At 62.5% G+C, this 14655-nt stretch carries 13 protein-coding genes; 9 read left to right on the top strand and 4 right to left on the bottom strand.

The window, feature by feature from the left end; genetic code table 11:
* Positions 1-40: 40 nt before the first annotated feature.
* Positions 41-2029, bottom strand: coding sequence for an SDR family oxidoreductase (locus tag G4Y73_RS05910; protein WP_164230407.1), 1989 nt, complete (start codon positions 2027-2029; stop codon positions 41-43).
* A gap of 159 nt (positions 2030-2188) precedes the next feature.
* Between G4Y73_RS05910 and G4Y73_RS05905 the strand changes: the two genes are divergently transcribed.
* On the top strand, positions 2189-2446 hold the full coding sequence (locus G4Y73_RS05905) for an acyl-CoA-binding protein (protein ID WP_164230405.1): 258 nt from the start codon (positions 2189-2191) through the stop codon (positions 2444-2446).
* 25 nt (positions 2447-2471) lie between these two features.
* On the top strand, positions 2472-3092 hold the full coding sequence (locus G4Y73_RS05900; RefSeq protein WP_164230403.1) for a TetR/AcrR family transcriptional regulator: 621 nt from the start codon (positions 2472-2474) through the stop codon (positions 3090-3092).
* 132 nt (positions 3093-3224) lie between these two features.
* Here G4Y73_RS05900 and G4Y73_RS05895 read toward each other — a convergent pair whose 3' ends face one another.
* Positions 3225-3821, bottom strand: a complete 597-nt coding sequence (locus G4Y73_RS05895; RefSeq protein WP_164230401.1) for a phasin family protein — start codon at positions 3819-3821, stop codon at positions 3225-3227.
* Between the two features lie 96 nt (positions 3822-3917).
* On the opposite strand from G4Y73_RS05895, the gene G4Y73_RS05890 reads away from it, so the two are divergent.
* The gene (locus G4Y73_RS05890) at positions 3918-4694 is read left to right on the top strand and encodes a hypothetical protein (protein ID WP_164230399.1); all 777 of its coding nucleotides are present in this window, start codon (positions 3918-3920) and stop codon (positions 4692-4694) included.
* A gap of 132 nt (positions 4695-4826) precedes the next feature.
* Here G4Y73_RS05890 and G4Y73_RS05885 read toward each other — a convergent pair whose 3' ends face one another.
* Together G4Y73_RS05885 and G4Y73_RS05880 are read right to left on the bottom strand one after the other, a co-directional pair.
* Positions 4827-6296, bottom strand: coding sequence for a wax ester/triacylglycerol synthase family O-acyltransferase (locus tag G4Y73_RS05885; protein WP_205596491.1), 1470 nt, complete (start codon positions 6294-6296; stop codon positions 4827-4829).
* 223 nt (positions 6297-6519) lie between these two features.
* The gene (locus G4Y73_RS05880; protein ID WP_164230397.1) at positions 6520-6972 is read right to left on the bottom strand and encodes a hypothetical protein; all 453 of its coding nucleotides are present in this window, start codon (positions 6970-6972) and stop codon (positions 6520-6522) included.
* 242 nt (positions 6973-7214) lie between these two features.
* On the opposite strand from G4Y73_RS05880, the gene pdhA reads away from it, so the two are divergent.
* The 6 genes from pdhA to G4Y73_RS05850 all read left to right on the top strand — a co-directional run bounded on the left by pdhA (position 7215) and on the right by G4Y73_RS05850 (position 14644).
* Positions 7215-8312: a pyruvate dehydrogenase (acetyl-transferring) E1 component subunit alpha gene (pdhA, locus tag G4Y73_RS05875; protein WP_164230395.1), complete on the top strand. Its 1098-nt coding sequence runs from the start codon at positions 7215-7217 to the stop codon at positions 8310-8312.
* Complete coding sequence (locus G4Y73_RS05870; RefSeq protein ID WP_164230393.1) at positions 8312-9292, top strand: alpha-ketoacid dehydrogenase subunit beta; 981 nt, start codon at positions 8312-8314, stop codon at positions 9290-9292. The genes pdhA and G4Y73_RS05870 overlap by 1 nt, the downstream gene beginning before the upstream one ends.
* Complete coding sequence (locus G4Y73_RS05865) at positions 9289-10620, top strand: dihydrolipoamide acetyltransferase family protein (protein WP_164230391.1); 1332 nt, start codon at positions 9289-9291, stop codon at positions 10618-10620. The genes G4Y73_RS05870 and G4Y73_RS05865 overlap by 4 nt, the downstream gene beginning before the upstream one ends.
* A gap of 223 nt (positions 10621-10843) precedes the next feature.
* Positions 10844-11293, top strand: a complete 450-nt coding sequence (locus tag G4Y73_RS05860) for a RimK/LysX family protein (protein WP_205596490.1) — start codon at positions 10844-10846, stop codon at positions 11291-11293.
* Between the two features lie 45 nt (positions 11294-11338).
* Positions 11339-12244, top strand: coding sequence for a 30S ribosomal protein S6--L-glutamate ligase (rimK, locus tag G4Y73_RS05855; protein WP_164230389.1), 906 nt, complete (start codon positions 11339-11341; stop codon positions 12242-12244).
* Between the two features lie 105 nt (positions 12245-12349).
* Entirely contained in the window at positions 12350-14644 is a 2295-nt protein-coding gene (locus G4Y73_RS05850) for a tetratricopeptide repeat protein (protein ID WP_164230387.1), read from the top strand.
* Positions 14645-14655 lie beyond the last annotated feature (11 nt).

Raw genomic sequence — 14655 nt, 5'->3', positions numbered from 1 at the left:
CAGGCGACCCCGCCCCGACCGATCCCAGCACTGCAGGCAGCTACCAGTGAATACCCCGCATCAGTGACGCAAAAGCCACCTGCTCCTGCGTCGGCTCGATCGAACCTTCGTCCTTCTTGCCCTGGGCGGCGGCCGAATCGGGGAACATCCGGAAGGCCGAATTCAGCACAATTTCCGAGATCTTCGGCGCCGTGGCGTGCAGAATCTGGGCGAAGATACCCAGGCGGGTGGCGATGCGCTGTGGCCGGTAGATCACCGCCTGCTTGATCATGTCGGCGGCATCCTCCGGGGTGATGGTCGGGACGTGCTCGTACATCTTGGTCGGCGCGATCATCGGCGTTCTCACCAGCGGCATATTGATGGTCGTGAACGACACGCCGGTATCGGCAAATTCCGAGGCCGCGCAGCGGGCGAAGGCGTCGAGTGCGGCCTTCGAAGCCACGTAGGCCGAAAAGCGCGGCGCGTTCGACAGCACACCGATCGACGAGATGTTGATGACCTGGCCGCCGCCGCGCTCCACCATCTTCGGCAGGAAGCCCATGATCAGCTTGAGCGCGCCGAAGTAATTGAGCTGCATCAGCCGCTCGTAGTCGTGGAAGCGCTTGTAGGATAACTGGATCGAGCGACGGATCGAACGTCCGGCGTTATTGACCAGGATATCGACCGCACCGTGGTCGGCCAGCACCTGCCCGACAAGCGCCTCGGCCTTTTTCATGTTGGCCAGGTCGCAGGTGTAATAGAACGCGGTGCCACCCTCTGCTTCGATCTCCGCCTGGGTTTCCTTCAGGCCTTCCTCGCCGCGGGCTGCGATGATGACCTTGGCACCAGCCTTCCCCATCATCACCGCCGTGGCCTTGCCGATGCCCGACGAGGCGCCGGTTATCAGCACAACCTTGTCGCGCACCTGACCGGAAAGCGAGCGGTCGATGAACAATTCCGGGTCAAGATGGCGCTCCCAGTAATCCCACAGCACCCAGGCATAGTCCTCCAGCGGCGGCACGGCAATGCCCGATCCCTTGAGCGCTTTTTCGGCATCGCGATTGTCAAAGCGGGTCGGATAGCTGAAAAAGCTCAACATGTCCTTCGGAATACCGAGATCGGACAGCACTTGCTTGATGATCCGCCTGACCGGCGGCAGCATGGTCAGACCCTGCTTGACCGGCTGCGGAATGAACTTGAACAGCCGGGCGTCGACGCGCATCGACATTAGCGGCGCGTGGGCGGCCTCGGCAAACAGGTTCATCACCTCGCCGATGCGCTTCGGTTCAGGGTCGGTCAGGTGAAAGCACTGACCGTCGAGCTTCGGCTTATGGGCAATCTGATCCATCGCCCGGGCCACGAAATCGACCGGCACGATATTGATGCGGCTGCCCTCCAGACCCAGGGTGGGCACCCAGGGCGGCAGCATGCGGCGCATCTTCTGAATCAGCTTGAAGAAATAATACGGGCCGTCGATCTTGTCGATCTCGCCGGTTTTCGAATGCCCCACCACGATGCCGGGACGGTAGATGCGAAAGGGAATCGGGCAAGTCCGGCGCACCAGGCCCTCCGACTCGTGCTTGGTGCGGAAATACGGGTGCTGCAGGCCAGTTGCCTCCTCGAACATATCCTCGCGGAAGGTGCCGTTGTAGAGGCCGGCAGCGGCAATCGAAGAGGTGTGATGGAAGCAGCCGGCCTTGATCTTCTCCGCCAACTGTATGGCGTGTTTCGTGCCGCCGATATTGGCAGCTTCGTTGGCCTCGGCGTCGGCCGCCAGGTCATAGATGGCTGCCAGGTGAAAGAAATGCCGCACCTTGCCCTTGAGCTTGTCGATATCGGATTTCTTCACGCCCAACGCCGGCTTGGTCAGATCGCCGCTGACCGCCACGATGCGGCGCTTGTGGGACGACCAGCGCTCGGCCACCAGATTGTTGAACTTGGTCTTGGAACCGCGCCGCACGAGAATATAGATCGTGCCCTTGCGCTTGACGAGCTGGTCGATCAGGTTTCGCCCGATAAAACCGGTTCCCCCGGTGACGAAATAGGCCATGAAGACACTCCCTTGGGCATGTTGAGTCGGCCCGGACAAAGATACCGGTTCCAGGCGCAATGTGCTACCGGGACTGCAGCAGGTCGGGCCTCGTTGACCCCACTCCACGGGCATGCTAGAAAAGATGCCAAAGGCCGACCACACAAGGGAACCCGATCGATGAGCGAGCTCGACACCCGCTTTCAGCAAGCAGCCGAAGACGTCAAGAATCTCGACGAACGGCCCGACAACGACACGCTGCTCAAGCTCTATGCGCTTTTCAAGCAGGGTTCAGAGGGGGACGTAGCGGGGGAAAAGCCGGGCTTCTTCGACTTTGTCGGCGTGGCCAAGTACGAAGCCTGGGAGAAGCTCAAAGGCATGGAGTCCGAGGAGGCGAAGCAAAAATACGTCGACCTGGTCGATTCCCTGCGATCCTGAGTCACCGGACGCCCGTCGCCCCGGCATGAGCCGGAACACCCCCGAGCGCATTCTTCAGACCGCTCTCGCCCTGTTCAACGACGAGGGTGAGCCGCACGTCACGACCAACCGGATTGCCGACGAACTCGAAATCAGCCCCGGCAACCTGCACTACCATTTCCGCACCAAGGCCGACCTGATCCTGACCCTGTTTGACCGCTTCGAACAGCGCATGCTCGAGCTGCTGGCCACGCCGGAATCACGCGACATTCACATCGAGGATATCTGGCTGTTCCTGCACCTGGTATTCGAGACGATCGGCGAGCACCGCTTCATCTATCGCGATCTGACCGATCTTTGCGGACGTTATCGCGGGCTGCACCAGCGATTCCGCGGCATCCTCAAGCTGTCGATGCAGACTGCACACCACCTCATCGACGGACTCGCCAGCCAGGGCCAGCTCGATGCCAGCCGCGCCGAAACCGAGGCGTTGGTGCGCAACATCACCCTGGTCAGCACATTCTGGCTCGCTTTCGACCAGATTCTCGAAAGGGACGACCATCCCCGCCCGGACCGCGCCGTCGGACAGGTCATGAGCCTGGTCAGCCCCTACCTGGTCGGAGAGGCACGCACGGAACTCGAAACCCTGGCGGACGCCTATCGTTAGCCCGCGACCCCCTGCCCTCTAAAAAAAGACCCGGACAGGGTCCGGGTCAAGGTTGCAGCATTCAACCGGGCCGAGGGAGGATAGCCCGGGATGCTTCGGGGTCGTCTGGAGAAGTCGACTACCGATGAATGATTAACTCTTCGGCTGAGCCTTCTTGGCCGCAGTCTTTTTCGCAGCCGGAGCGGCGGTCTTCTTCTGCTGCTCCGAGAGCTCGCGCACCCGCTTGTTGAGTTCGGCCACGCGATTGCTCAGCTGGCTGATCTCGTCGGAGGTCGGCACACCCATTTTCGACAGGGCCCGGGCCACGCGCTGCTCGAAAACTTTCTCGAGCTTGTCCCAGTTGCTCTGGGCCGACTCACGCACCTTGCCGACACGGCTTTCGACGTCCTCGCGAACTCCGCTGACCGTCTCGCTGGCAGCCTTGCGGCCCTTGCCTTCGAGCTTGTTGCCTTCCTTGACCAGGCGATCGAAGAACTTGCTGCTCTCGCCGAATACCTTGTTGCCGGTTTTCTCGACATTCTTTCGGCTCTGTTCATACAGCTTGCCGCCTTCCTGCTGCGCCAGGGAGAATGCACCCAGGCCGGCCAGCCAGATTTCGTGAGCGTAGTCCTGCACCTGCGAGCTCGTGCTCTTGCGGGATGCGGTCTTGCGCGTTGCGGCCTTCTTGGCCACCTTCTTCTTGGCGACCTTCTTCTTCATGACCTTCTTCTTGGCAGTCTTCTTAGCCATATCTGCTGTGCTCCTTTTCGCCGCCACGATGGCGGGATGTGTTCACTGATTGTGAGTTGTAAGATACAGGCGGTTTCTAGAGTGGACACACTAATCATGAACACCGACGACTGGGCGGATTTCCCGTATGAAAACGATGCATTCAGCTACCCGGGCAAGAAGCTTGCGGAAGCCTGGGAAGCACTGCATCGCGGTGATACCGAGCCGCTGCCCGACAGCGACGAGCTGCAGGAGGCCTGGCGGCGATTTCACGCGGGTGACTTTGCTGCCGCCGTCAAACAGGCCGACCAGGTCGGACTCGAGGCGCACGCCGCAGCCAACAAGGCCAGCGGTATCTACGCCGATTATCTCGAAGAGGACGAAAAGACCAAAATCGCCATCTACCAGGCTGGCATAAAACGCGCCGAAAAAGCCATTTCAGCGTACCCCGACGACGCCAACGCCCACTACTTCCACGCCTTTTTGCTGGGACGCTACAGCCAGGGCATCTCGGTGACGCAGGCGCTCACCCAGGGTTTCGGCGGAAAAATCCGGGAATCGCTTGAAGCAGCGCTGGAATTGTCGCCAAACCACGCCGAGGCGCATACCGCCATGGGCCTCTACCATGCCGAGATCATCGACAAGGTCGGCCGCATGGTCGGCAAGCTAACCTACGGCGCCAGCGCCGACAAGGCCATGGAACATTTCGAGCGCGCGCTCGAGATCACGCCCGATGCCCCCATCGCCCACATCGAGTACGGCAACGGCCTGTACCTGCTGTTCGGCGACAAGAGTCTGGACGAATCCAACGCCGCCTACGAAAAAGCCGCGGGGATCGAGCCGATTGATGCCATGCAACAGCTGGACGTGGAGTTTGCGAAGGCGTCAATATGAGTTGGCTGGTTAGCTGGTTAGCTGGTTAGCTGGTTAGCTGGTTAGCTGGTTCGGCAATGATACCGATTGCCCGCAATCTCTCGCGGCGAAGCCGCCCCGCGTCGCTCCACAGATGCCGAACTAGCCAACTAGCTAACCATCCTCTATCCAGCCATGCACCAGATCGGCCGCCTCCGGCTGGAGCGGCTCGTCCTGCGGCCCGATCAGCATCGTCAAATGCAGCAGATTTTCGAATTCGCGCTTGAAGTTCACCACCACACTGTGTGGGTCGGGCACGCGTCGATGGTCCGTAATCAATCCTGAAAAAACCTGACCGTTGTAGCTGATGATGCTGATGCCCATGCCGACCGAGCCGGTCTGCGGTACCCAGAACATCATTTCCCGGATTTTTGCGCCGGCCATGTAGAGTGGCGACTGCGGGCCGGGCACGTTGGTCAACACGGTGGAAGCCTTGCGACTGAACAGCTCCAGCGCGGGCTTCTGCAGGGCGGCCGGGGCCATGCCCAGGGCGCCGAGCAAGCCCAGTGACATGACCGCCTGCTGGGAATGCTTGAGCTCACGCATATTGGTCGCGACCTCGTAGACACGCGCCAGGGGATTGTGCTCGGCCACTGGCAACTCCAGAAAAACCAGCCCGAAGTGGTTGCCCAGTTCGCGGGCATGCTCAAGCGGCCGCAGATTGACCGGAACGGTCGCGCGCATGCTCACCTCGGACGGGTCCTCACCCTGTTCGATCAGGTAGCGATGCAGAGCGCCGGTCATGACGGCGATAAGCACGTCGTTGACCGTACAGCCCAGGGCCTTGCCCACCGCCTTGACCTCCTCGAGATCGATCGGTTCGGCCCAGGCAACATTCTTGCGCACGCCGATTTCACCCTTGAAGCGTGATGGCGGGTCATCGCTGAGCAGCAGCACGTTGACCAGCTCAGCCAGCAGGTCGGCCGCCTGGCCCGCATATTCTCCGGCCGCGTGGGGATCACGCAGCATGGCGGCGGCTTCTTCGACCAGGAGGTTGCTGTAGTGCTGTACGGCGTCGATGCCCTCGCGGGCCGGCGCCATCAGGCGACGGAAGATAGTCGACTCTGCCGCACGCTTCTGTTTCCAGCGATCGGGACTGACCTGCCTCAGGGAAGCCTCCGCGTCGGCTTCGGTCAGCGACAATAGCACTTGCACCAGGGCGATGCCGTCGGCATAACAGTGATGAATCCGGGTAATGACCGCCGGCCCCTCGGTGTAGTTTTCGACCAGGTGGAACTGCCACAGCGGCTTGGTCTTGTCCAGCGGCGTCGATGCGAGTTGGGAAACCATTTTCTCGAGTTCGGCCTTGCCGGCATCACCAGGCAAGGCAACCCGCTGAATGTGGGCCGTGGGCTCGAACAGTTCGTCGTTCTCCCACCAGCAGCCGCGCGCACCCTCCACGGCCTTCTGCCGAAAGCGACGAAAGGCGAGGAAACGGTTGAGCAGGACTTCGCGGAACACGTCGAAGGAAATCGCCTGGTCGAGCACCATCACACCAGTGATCATCATCAGGTTGGTCGGCTGCTCCATACGCAGCCAGGCGATGTCGACCTTGGAAATGGGTTCCCGCCGCGGTTCCGTCACTCGTCGATGTCCCTGCTGTCGTCGTGACCCGATTCTTCCATGCCCACTACCCCGGGTCAATTTGAGCCCATTGCCCTAAGACATGCTCCAACTTCCGCCGCGGGCGGGTACTGCCCCGCGCTCATACGAAACCTGCGGTTTCCAAATCGCGCGGCCCAGCACCCGCCCGCGGCTCTGGGGCGACTTGCTCTCTGGCTATCCAACAAGCCAACGAGCCAACCGACTAATGCACTTGCCGCTGTGTGCCCTGTTCCGGCTCATTTCCGGCCAGATCGTAGGGCAGCTTGACCTGGTCAAGTCCGAACTGCTTGAACACGGGCTGGAGCTGGTGATGGATGAGCGGATAGAGCTGGCGTGTCAGACTGCCATGATTGGCCTGGAAGGTTTCGAAATCGATCGGCTCGCCCTGGAACTGGGTGTAGACCGCCTGCAGCACCAGTTCGACCGTGAACAACGGTTTTTCGGAGGTGTCGCCGTCCCGGCTGCCCTTGCATAACATGCGCGCGGTCACCTGGTACTGCGGCAGCTCCCCTTCGAAATGCATTTCACGCGGCGTGAGCTTGAGCTCGACCTTGGCGCTGAAATTCTGCTGCGGCGGAACGATCTCGGACAGATCGGCATTCAGGCGAGTGACCTGCGTGTGGGCGAGCGAAAAACGTTCAAGGAGATTGATCATGGTCGGCTCGGACGGCGTAGTCTGAACCGGACTAGATGGACGCTGGCCGACGGGGTTTCAAGCCGCTGCGGCCACCCAGGACGATCCCGTTGGCTTTGGATATGCCTTACGACATTTCGGCCAGTCGGGCCTGGCGGCCGCAATTTCCTCCCGACAGGCACAAGCGCTTATAATACGGCCCCGCTTCGGAGCAGCCGCCCGGCTGGCCCGAATTCCGGAGAATCACAAAGAGAGGAGTCGACATGGCGCACACGGCCGCCGCCTTCAAGGTGGACTATTTCCAGTTCCTCCAGCCCGACGGAAAGCTGGTCGAAGACCAGCAGGTGCCGGCGCTGGCCCGGGACTTTGATCGGCTGACCGAGCTTTACAAGCTGATGGTGCTCACCCGCACCTTCGACAAAAAATCCGTTGCGCTTCAGCGAACCGGCAAGCTCGGCACCTACGCATCCAGCCTCGGTCACGAGGCGGCCCACGTCGCCATCGGCGCATCGATGAACGAGGAGGATTGCTTTGCCCCGATGTACCGCGAGTACGGCGCACAGTTCTACCGTGGCGTGAAGATGTCTGATGTGCTGCTGTACTGGGGCGGTGACGAGCGCGGCAGCGACTTCAGCGGCCCCAAACACGACTTTGCCTGGTGCGTGCCGATCGCAACCCAGTGCCTGCATGCTGCCGGAGCGGCCATGGCCTTCAAGCTCAAGAAGGAAGAGCGGGTGGCCGTGTCGGTAGTCGGCGACGGTGGCTCGTCCAAGGGTGACTTTCTCGAAGCGATCAACGCCGGCAGCGCCTGGAAGCTGCCGCTGGTGCTGGTGATCGTCAACAATCAGTGGGCCATTTCCGTGCCCCGATCCAAGCAGAACCAGGCCGCCACCCTGGCTCAAAAAGGGATCGCTGGCGGCCTGCCCAGCATCCAGGTCGACGGCAATGACCTGATTGCCTGCCTGTGGGCCATGGACAAGGCCGTCAAGGCCGCCCGCCAGGGCAAGGGCGCATTCGTCATCGAGATGATCACCTATCGCCTGAGCGACCACACCACCGCCGATGACGCGCGTCGCTACCGTCCCAGCGACGAAGTCGAGGAAGCCTGGGACCGTGAGCCGATCAAGCGCCTCAAGGCCTACCTCATCGACCAGGGCGCCTGGGACGATGAGCGCGAGGAAGCCTTGCTGGGCGAATGCAAGCAATGGGTCCAGCAAGCGGCCGACGAGTATCTCGACATGATCGAAAACGACCCACAGCCGATCACTGCCATGTTCGACTACATGTACAAGGAACTGCCCCACGACCTGGCCGAGCAGCGCGAGTACGCCCAGAACTACGACGAGGGAGGACATCACTGATGGCCGAGATGCATCTGATCGATGGCGTCACCACGGCGCTGGCCAGGGCGATGGAAGAAGACCCCGCAGTGGTCGTGCTGGGTGAGGACGTCGGCGTCAACGGCGGTGTGTTCCGCGCGACCGCCGGCCTACACCAGAAGTTCGGCGACGAGCGCGTGATCGACACCCCCCTGGCCGAAGTAATGATCGCCGGCATGGCCGTCGGTATGGCCGCACAAGGACTCAAGCCGGTCGCCGAAGCCCAGTTCTGCGGATTCACCATGCCGATGGTCGACCACATCATGTGCCACGCCGGGCGCATGCGAAACCGCACCCGGGGCCGGCTGAGCTGCCCGATGGTGCTGCGCTTTCCTTCCGGCGGGGGCATCCACGCCCCAGAGCATCATTCCGAAAGCCCCGAGGCGCTGTTTGCCCACATGCCGGGCATACGCGTGGTCATCCCCTCCTCGCCCTCGCGTGCCTACGGCCTGATGCTGGCCGCGATCCGCGACCCGGATCCGGTCATCTTCATGGAGCCCAAGCGCATCTACCGCTGGCAGAAGGAAGAGGTGGCCGACGACGGCGAGGAACTGCCGCTGGATGTCTGCTACACCCTGCGCGACGGCAACGACATCACCCTGGTCACCTGGGGCGCCATGGTCAAGGAAACCCTGGAAGCCGCCGATCAGCTCGAAGAGCAGGGCCTGAGCGTGGAGGTCATCGACGTGGCCACGGTCAGCCCGATCGACATGGAGACCATCATCGAGTCGGTCGAGCGCACTGGCCGCTGCGTGATCGTGCAGGAGGCCCCGAAGCACTGCGGCGTCGCCAGCGAGATCGCTGCCGGCCTGGCCGACACCGGTGTCTGGCATCTGCACGCGCCGGTCAAGCGCGTTTGCGGCTACGATGTAGTCATGCCCCTGTATCGCAATGAAATGAAATATATGCCCAGCGTCCGGCGCATCGTCGACGCGGCGCGTGAAGTTCTGGAGGTTTCATGAAGGTTTTCAATCTGCCTGATCTCGGCGAAGGCCTGCCGGATGCCGAGATCGTCGAGTGGCTCGTCTCCGAGGGTGACACCGTCGAGGTCGATCAGCCGCTGGTGTCAATGGAAACGGCCAAGGCCGTCGTCGAAGTGCCCAGCCCCTTCGCCGGCAAGGTCAGCAAGTTTCATGGTGGCCCCGGCGACGTGATCAAGACCGGCGCACCGCTGGCCGAATTCGAGGTCGACGGCGACGCCAGTACCGAAGAATCCACGCAGAGCGAACCGCCGGCGACCGAAGCCGCCGCGGAGTCGGACTCGAAGGAATCCGAAGCGGCCGCGGAGTCGGCGGATAAGTCCGAAGCGGCAAACGAGGAAGAACGCGAGGACTCCGGCACCGTGGTCGGCAAGATGCAATCCGGCGGCGAAGTCCTGAAGGAACGTACTTCGACCGTCGGCGGCGTCAAGGTCACTCCGGCGGTACGCGCCCTGGCACGCAAGCACAAGGTTGACCTCTCGCAGGTCGAGCCGACCGGCGCCGATGGCGTCGTGACCGCCGGCGACGTGCGCAAGGCCGCCGAAGAAGGCACCGCCCAGGCCAGGCCGCGCAGCGAGCGCGCCGAACCACGCCGCGAAGAGCGCGAAGAAAGCCGGCCGCAACGTCCGGCCGAAAGCGGGCCGCGACCACAGCCCTCGCCCGAACAGGCCAGCGGAGAATGGGAACCCTTGCGCGGCACGCGACGAACCATGGCGCGCGCCATGAGCGAGTCGCACAAGCGCGTGGTGCCGACCACTCTGATGGACGATGCCGACATCCATGCCTGGCGCCACGGCGAAGACGTTACCTTCCGTTTGCTGCGTGCCCTGGCCGCCGGCGCGAAGGCCGTGCCGGGCCTCAACGCCTGGTACGACGACGAGCAGAACATGCGCATGGTCCACAAGGGCATGGATGTGGGCATGGCAGTCGACACCGAAGACGGCCTGTTCGTCGCCCGCCTCAAGGACGTACACAAGGGCTCACGCGAGGATATCCGCGGCGAGATCAACCGCCTGAAGGAAAACGTCAAGAATCGCAGCATTCCGCCCGAAGACCTCAAGGACTACACCATCATGCTGTCCAATTTCGGGGTTTTCGCCGGGCGCTACGCCACGCCGATCATCAACCCGCCCTGCGTGTCGATCGTAGCCGCCGGCGTACTGCGTCACGAGGTCGTGCCGGTACTCGGCGGAATCGAAGTGCATCGCATGATCCCGCTGTCACTGACCTTCGACCACCGCGCCTGCACCGGCGGCGAGGCAGCACGCTTCCTCAAGGCCATGATCGCCGACTTGTCGAAAGCGGAATAGTCGATCGATGGGTGCCGCTCTTTGACGCCCGACGGTCTCACGCCAAGGCGCAAAGGCGCAAAGGACGCCAAGTGAAGAAAGGAACAAAGTCCACTGCCGCAAGTGCCAGTACAGTGATATCAAGCTGCACTGTCCAAGTTGCTTTAGAATTTGCTTTTCTTGGCGAACTTGGCGCCTTTGCGCCTTGGCGTGAAACTTTTCTGGTATGCCGGGAAGCAGGCTCGTGAAAGGTCAGAGCCCTCCCAACATGATCATCGGCGCCTGCGAGTGGGTCGCGCTGCCGGATCTGGGGATCAGTCAGTTGCGGGCGCGGGTCGATACCGGCGCAAAATCGTGCGCAATGCATGCCAGCGATATCGAGCAAGTCGAACGCGATGGCGTTTCTTTTGCCATCTTCCACGTTCCCATCGGCCGCCACGAGGCCACTCGCTGGCAGCGCTGTGAAGCCGAAGTCAGACGGATTCGACGGGTCCGGAACACTTCCGGTGAACTGGAAGAACGCCTGACCATCCGCACGCCGGTGGTCATCGGGCATTCGCGCTGGGACGTGGACATCACCCTGACCAATCGTGAGAAAATGCGCTATCGTATGTTGTTGGGACGAACAGCCATGGAAAATCATGCGCTGGTTTACCCGGCACGCACGTTTCTGCAGGGCAAGCCGCGCCTGTAAGCTTCATTCGAATAATTCATTCGCATATTCAGGGGTTCGTCGACCATGCGTATCGCCATCCTCTCCCGCAGCCGCCGCATCTACTCCACTCGCCGTCTGGTCGAGGCCGCCAAGGAGCGCGGTCACGATGTCCAGGTGGTCGACACCCTGCGCTGCTACATGAACATCGCCTCACACCGGCCGACAATCCACTTCCGGGGCGATCCGATCGATCCCTTCGACGCCGTCATCCCGCGAATCGGTGCATCAGTCACCTTTTACGGCACGGCGGTGCTGCGCCAGTTCGAGATGATGGGCACCTTTCCACTCAACGAGTCGGTGGCGGTCACCCGCTCACGTGACAAGCTGCGCTCGCTCCAATTGCTCGCCCGCAAGGGCATCGGCCTTCCGGTAACGGGATTCGCCTACGCCACCAAGGACATCGGGGACCTGATCCAGATGGTCGGCGGCGCGCCCCTGGTGGTCAAGCTGCTCGAAGGCACCCAGGGCATAGGCGTCGTGCTGTGCGAGACGAAAAAGGCGGCCGAGTCGGTGCTTGAAGCCTTCATGGGCCTCAACGTCTCGATCATGGTGCAGGAATACATCAAGGAAGCCGGCGGTGCCGACATCCGCTGCTTCGTGGTCGGCGGCAAGGTTGTGGCTGCCATCAAACGCCAGGCCCAGCCCGGCGAATTCCGTTCCAACCTGCACCGGGGCGGCTCGGCCAGCTTGATAAAGATTACCCCCGAGGAACGCTCCACGGCCGTGCGTGCGGCCAAGATCATGGGCCTGAACGTGGCCGGCGTGGACCTGCTGAGGTCCAATCACGGCCCGCTGGTGATGGAGGTCAACTCCTCGCCCGGCCTGGAAGGCATCGAGACGGCAACCGGCAAGGACGTCGCCGGCCTGATCATCAGCTTCATGGAAAAAAACGCCGAGAAGAACAAGACGCGTACTCGCGGCAAGGGCTGAATCCTGCCCGACCATTCGCCGAATTCGCGTGAATCAACCGCCATGCAGCGATGGGCTGTCTTCAGTATGATTTGAAGCTGTCCGCTAAATGGTGGGGTCAGAAACGTGATCGGCTGCAGCCAATTCTCGATCGGCCGCCTGGAGGTCGATGCCGCTGCCCGGCGCATTCGTGCCGGCGATACCGATTTGCGGGTCGAGCCCAAGGTATTCGACCTGCTCCTCTACATGGTCCGTTACCAGGGACGCGCCATTGCTCAGGACGAATTGCTCGAACAGGTCTGGGGCCGGACGGTGGCCAGCGATGCCGTCGTATCCCAGGCCATTCACAAGCTCAGATCACTGCTGCGTGATCCGGGTGACCTGCCCGATGCGTTGACCACACTTCGCGGTGTCGGCTATCGACTGGATGCCCCGGTTACACCGACGCATGATCCGGGCCATCCGCTCGCACGGTTCCCGATTGCCAATTGGCGCATCGCCCTCCCAATGCTGCTCCTGGTCGCCGGACTGGTCGTCTGGTGGCAGGTCTGGCAGACCGCCTCGAGTCTCCCGCCCCGCATTGCCCTGTTGCCGTTTGAAAATGCCACCGGAAGGGCCGAGCTGGACTGGATTGGCGCCGGTGGGGCCGCTGTCATGAGCGAACAGCTGAGGCGGCGGGGAATCGACGTGGTTTCACCCGGACAACTGGACCAGGTCGAGCAGGCAGCGGGCGAAGCAGTCGATACCGTCACGGCAGCTGCCAGAAGGGCTGGAATCGAGCAGGTCTACGCACCTCGCCTGGTGTCCGACCCGGACGGCCTGCGCCTGGTGCTGGTCAACCTGACCGACCAGTCAACGCCGCCGCTCGAACTGGCCGGGACCGGCCCGGCCTCCATGTCGCTGGCGATGGCCGGCATGCTGGCCGAACGGCTGGACGCCCCACTGCGGTCCCCCGCCGGGGCCCTGGGACTTGGCAACCCGTTTCTCGACGAGGCCTATGCCCGTGCCTATTACCATCGCCAGAAGGGCGAACTGGACGAGGCACAGGAGCTGTACGAATACATCCTGCGCGAAGCACCCGATGCACACTGGGCTCGCTATCACCTAAGCATTACCCTGCGCTATGCCGGCGACATGGAGGCTTCCCGGGAACAGCTGCAGACGCTGTTCGAGGTTGCGCTGGACGATCCCTGGCTGGCCGCCGCCATCCGCTCGACCCTGGGCAATATGGAGTGGTACGCAGGGAATCTGAACCGCGCCGAAAGCCTCTACAACGAAGCCCGGGAACGATTCGAATCACACGGCATGATTGGCGGTGTCGCTTCAGCACTGGGCAATCTCGGGATGGTGGCCTTCTCTCGGGCCGATTTCGACCGCGGCCGGGATTACGCCCTGCAGGCACTGGCCATCTATCGCCGCCAGGGCAATCGCATTCAGGAAGCGCGCGTGATGCACAACATCGGCAATTCGCATTTCGACCAGGGCAATCACGAAGTAGCGCTGGACTATCTCGAAGGCGCCCATGGCATTCGTCTGGAACTGGGCCTGCCCGACCAGGCTGCCAATACGCGCACCATCATGGCCCAGATCGCTCTGGACCAGGGGCGCCTCGGAGAGGGCGAGCGGATGCTGGAGCAGATCCTGGCGGCATTCCGGGAAACCGGCAACGAACGCGGAATCGGGCGCACGCTGGCCCATCTGGCTCAGGTCGCCAGCTACCGCGGCCGCTACGACCGTTCCCGCGAGCTGGCGCTGGAGGCGCTGACGCTGGCGCGTTCACGCAATGAGGCGGCCAGCACGGCCCGGGCGGCTCTGCTTCTCGGCCGCGCCCTGCATGCCCGCGGTGACTTTCAGGGTGCTGCAAATCATTACGAACAGGCAGAGAAGACCTGGGCCCGGCTGGAGAACGCACCCGGCCGGATTACCTGCCTGGTCGAGCGCATTCGTCTGGCGCTGGACCGTGGCGAGCCGGAACACGCCCGGGCCCTGCTGCGCCAACTCGAACCGCTGGCCGCCGACCATGGTGACCGTGGCTACCTCGAAAGCCTGCAGGCCCTTCACTTGCGGGTGCGGATCTCCAGCAACGAACTTGACGACATCACGCCGGTCATTGGCGAACTGACGGATGCGCTCGATCCCGGCCTGCTCGAACATGCCGAACTGATCATCGAGGTCGCCGAGGCATTGCATCTTGCCGACGGCGCCCACCCCGCCCTCGCCCGCCTTGCCCCGGCCGCCGAACGATGGGCCATGCGGTATTTCCCCGCCGCCCGGCATCTTTACCGAACCGCCACCGACCCCGAGGATTGTCGCCGGGCCACCCGCGCCCTACAGCAGCTGCGTGGGCCAAACTGGCGTCAGTCCCTGCCCCCTTCACCCGCCTGCGAAACCACCCAAACGCCGCCGACTCGGCAATCTTGAAGAAAAAATAA

Origin of the sequence: Wenzhouxiangella sp. XN201, assembly GCF_011008905.1 — a bacterium.
Classification (GTDB): domain Bacteria; phylum Pseudomonadota; class Gammaproteobacteria; order Xanthomonadales; family Wenzhouxiangellaceae; genus Wenzhouxiangella.
This window is presented reverse-complemented; position numbering and strand designations above follow the sequence as displayed.

Excerpts from the sequence above, each read along its gene's own strand:
- G4Y73_RS05900 (WP_164230403.1), top strand. The coding sequence starts at position 2,472 with ATGAGCCGGAACACCCCCGAGCGCATTCTTCAGACCGCTCTCGCCCTG.
- G4Y73_RS05895 (WP_164230401.1), bottom strand. The coding sequence starts at position 3,821 with ATGGCTAAGAAGACTGCCAAGAAGAAGGTCATGAAGAAGAAGGTCGCC.
- G4Y73_RS05865 (WP_164230391.1), top strand. The coding sequence starts at position 9,289 with ATGAAGGTTTTCAATCTGCCTGATCTCGGCGAAGGCCTGCCGGATGCC.
- G4Y73_RS05905 (WP_164230405.1), top strand. The coding sequence starts at position 2,189 with ATGAGCGAGCTCGACACCCGCTTTCAGCAAGCAGCCGAAGACGTCAAG.
- pdhA (WP_164230395.1), top strand. The coding sequence starts at position 7,215 with ATGGCGCACACGGCCGCCGCCTTCAAGGTGGACTATTTCCAGTTCCTC.
- rimK (WP_164230389.1), top strand. The coding sequence starts at position 11,339 with ATGCGTATCGCCATCCTCTCCCGCAGCCGCCGCATCTACTCCACTCGC.
- G4Y73_RS05910 (WP_164230407.1), bottom strand. The coding sequence starts at position 2,029 with ATGGCCTATTTCGTCACCGGGGGAACCGGTTTTATCGGGCGAAACCTG.
- G4Y73_RS05870 (WP_164230393.1), top strand. The coding sequence starts at position 8,312 with ATGGCCGAGATGCATCTGATCGATGGCGTCACCACGGCGCTGGCCAGG.
- G4Y73_RS05880 (WP_164230397.1), bottom strand. The coding sequence starts at position 6,972 with ATGATCAATCTCCTTGAACGTTTTTCGCTCGCCCACACGCAGGTCACT.
- G4Y73_RS05890 (WP_164230399.1), top strand. The coding sequence starts at position 3,918 with ATGAACACCGACGACTGGGCGGATTTCCCGTATGAAAACGATGCATTC.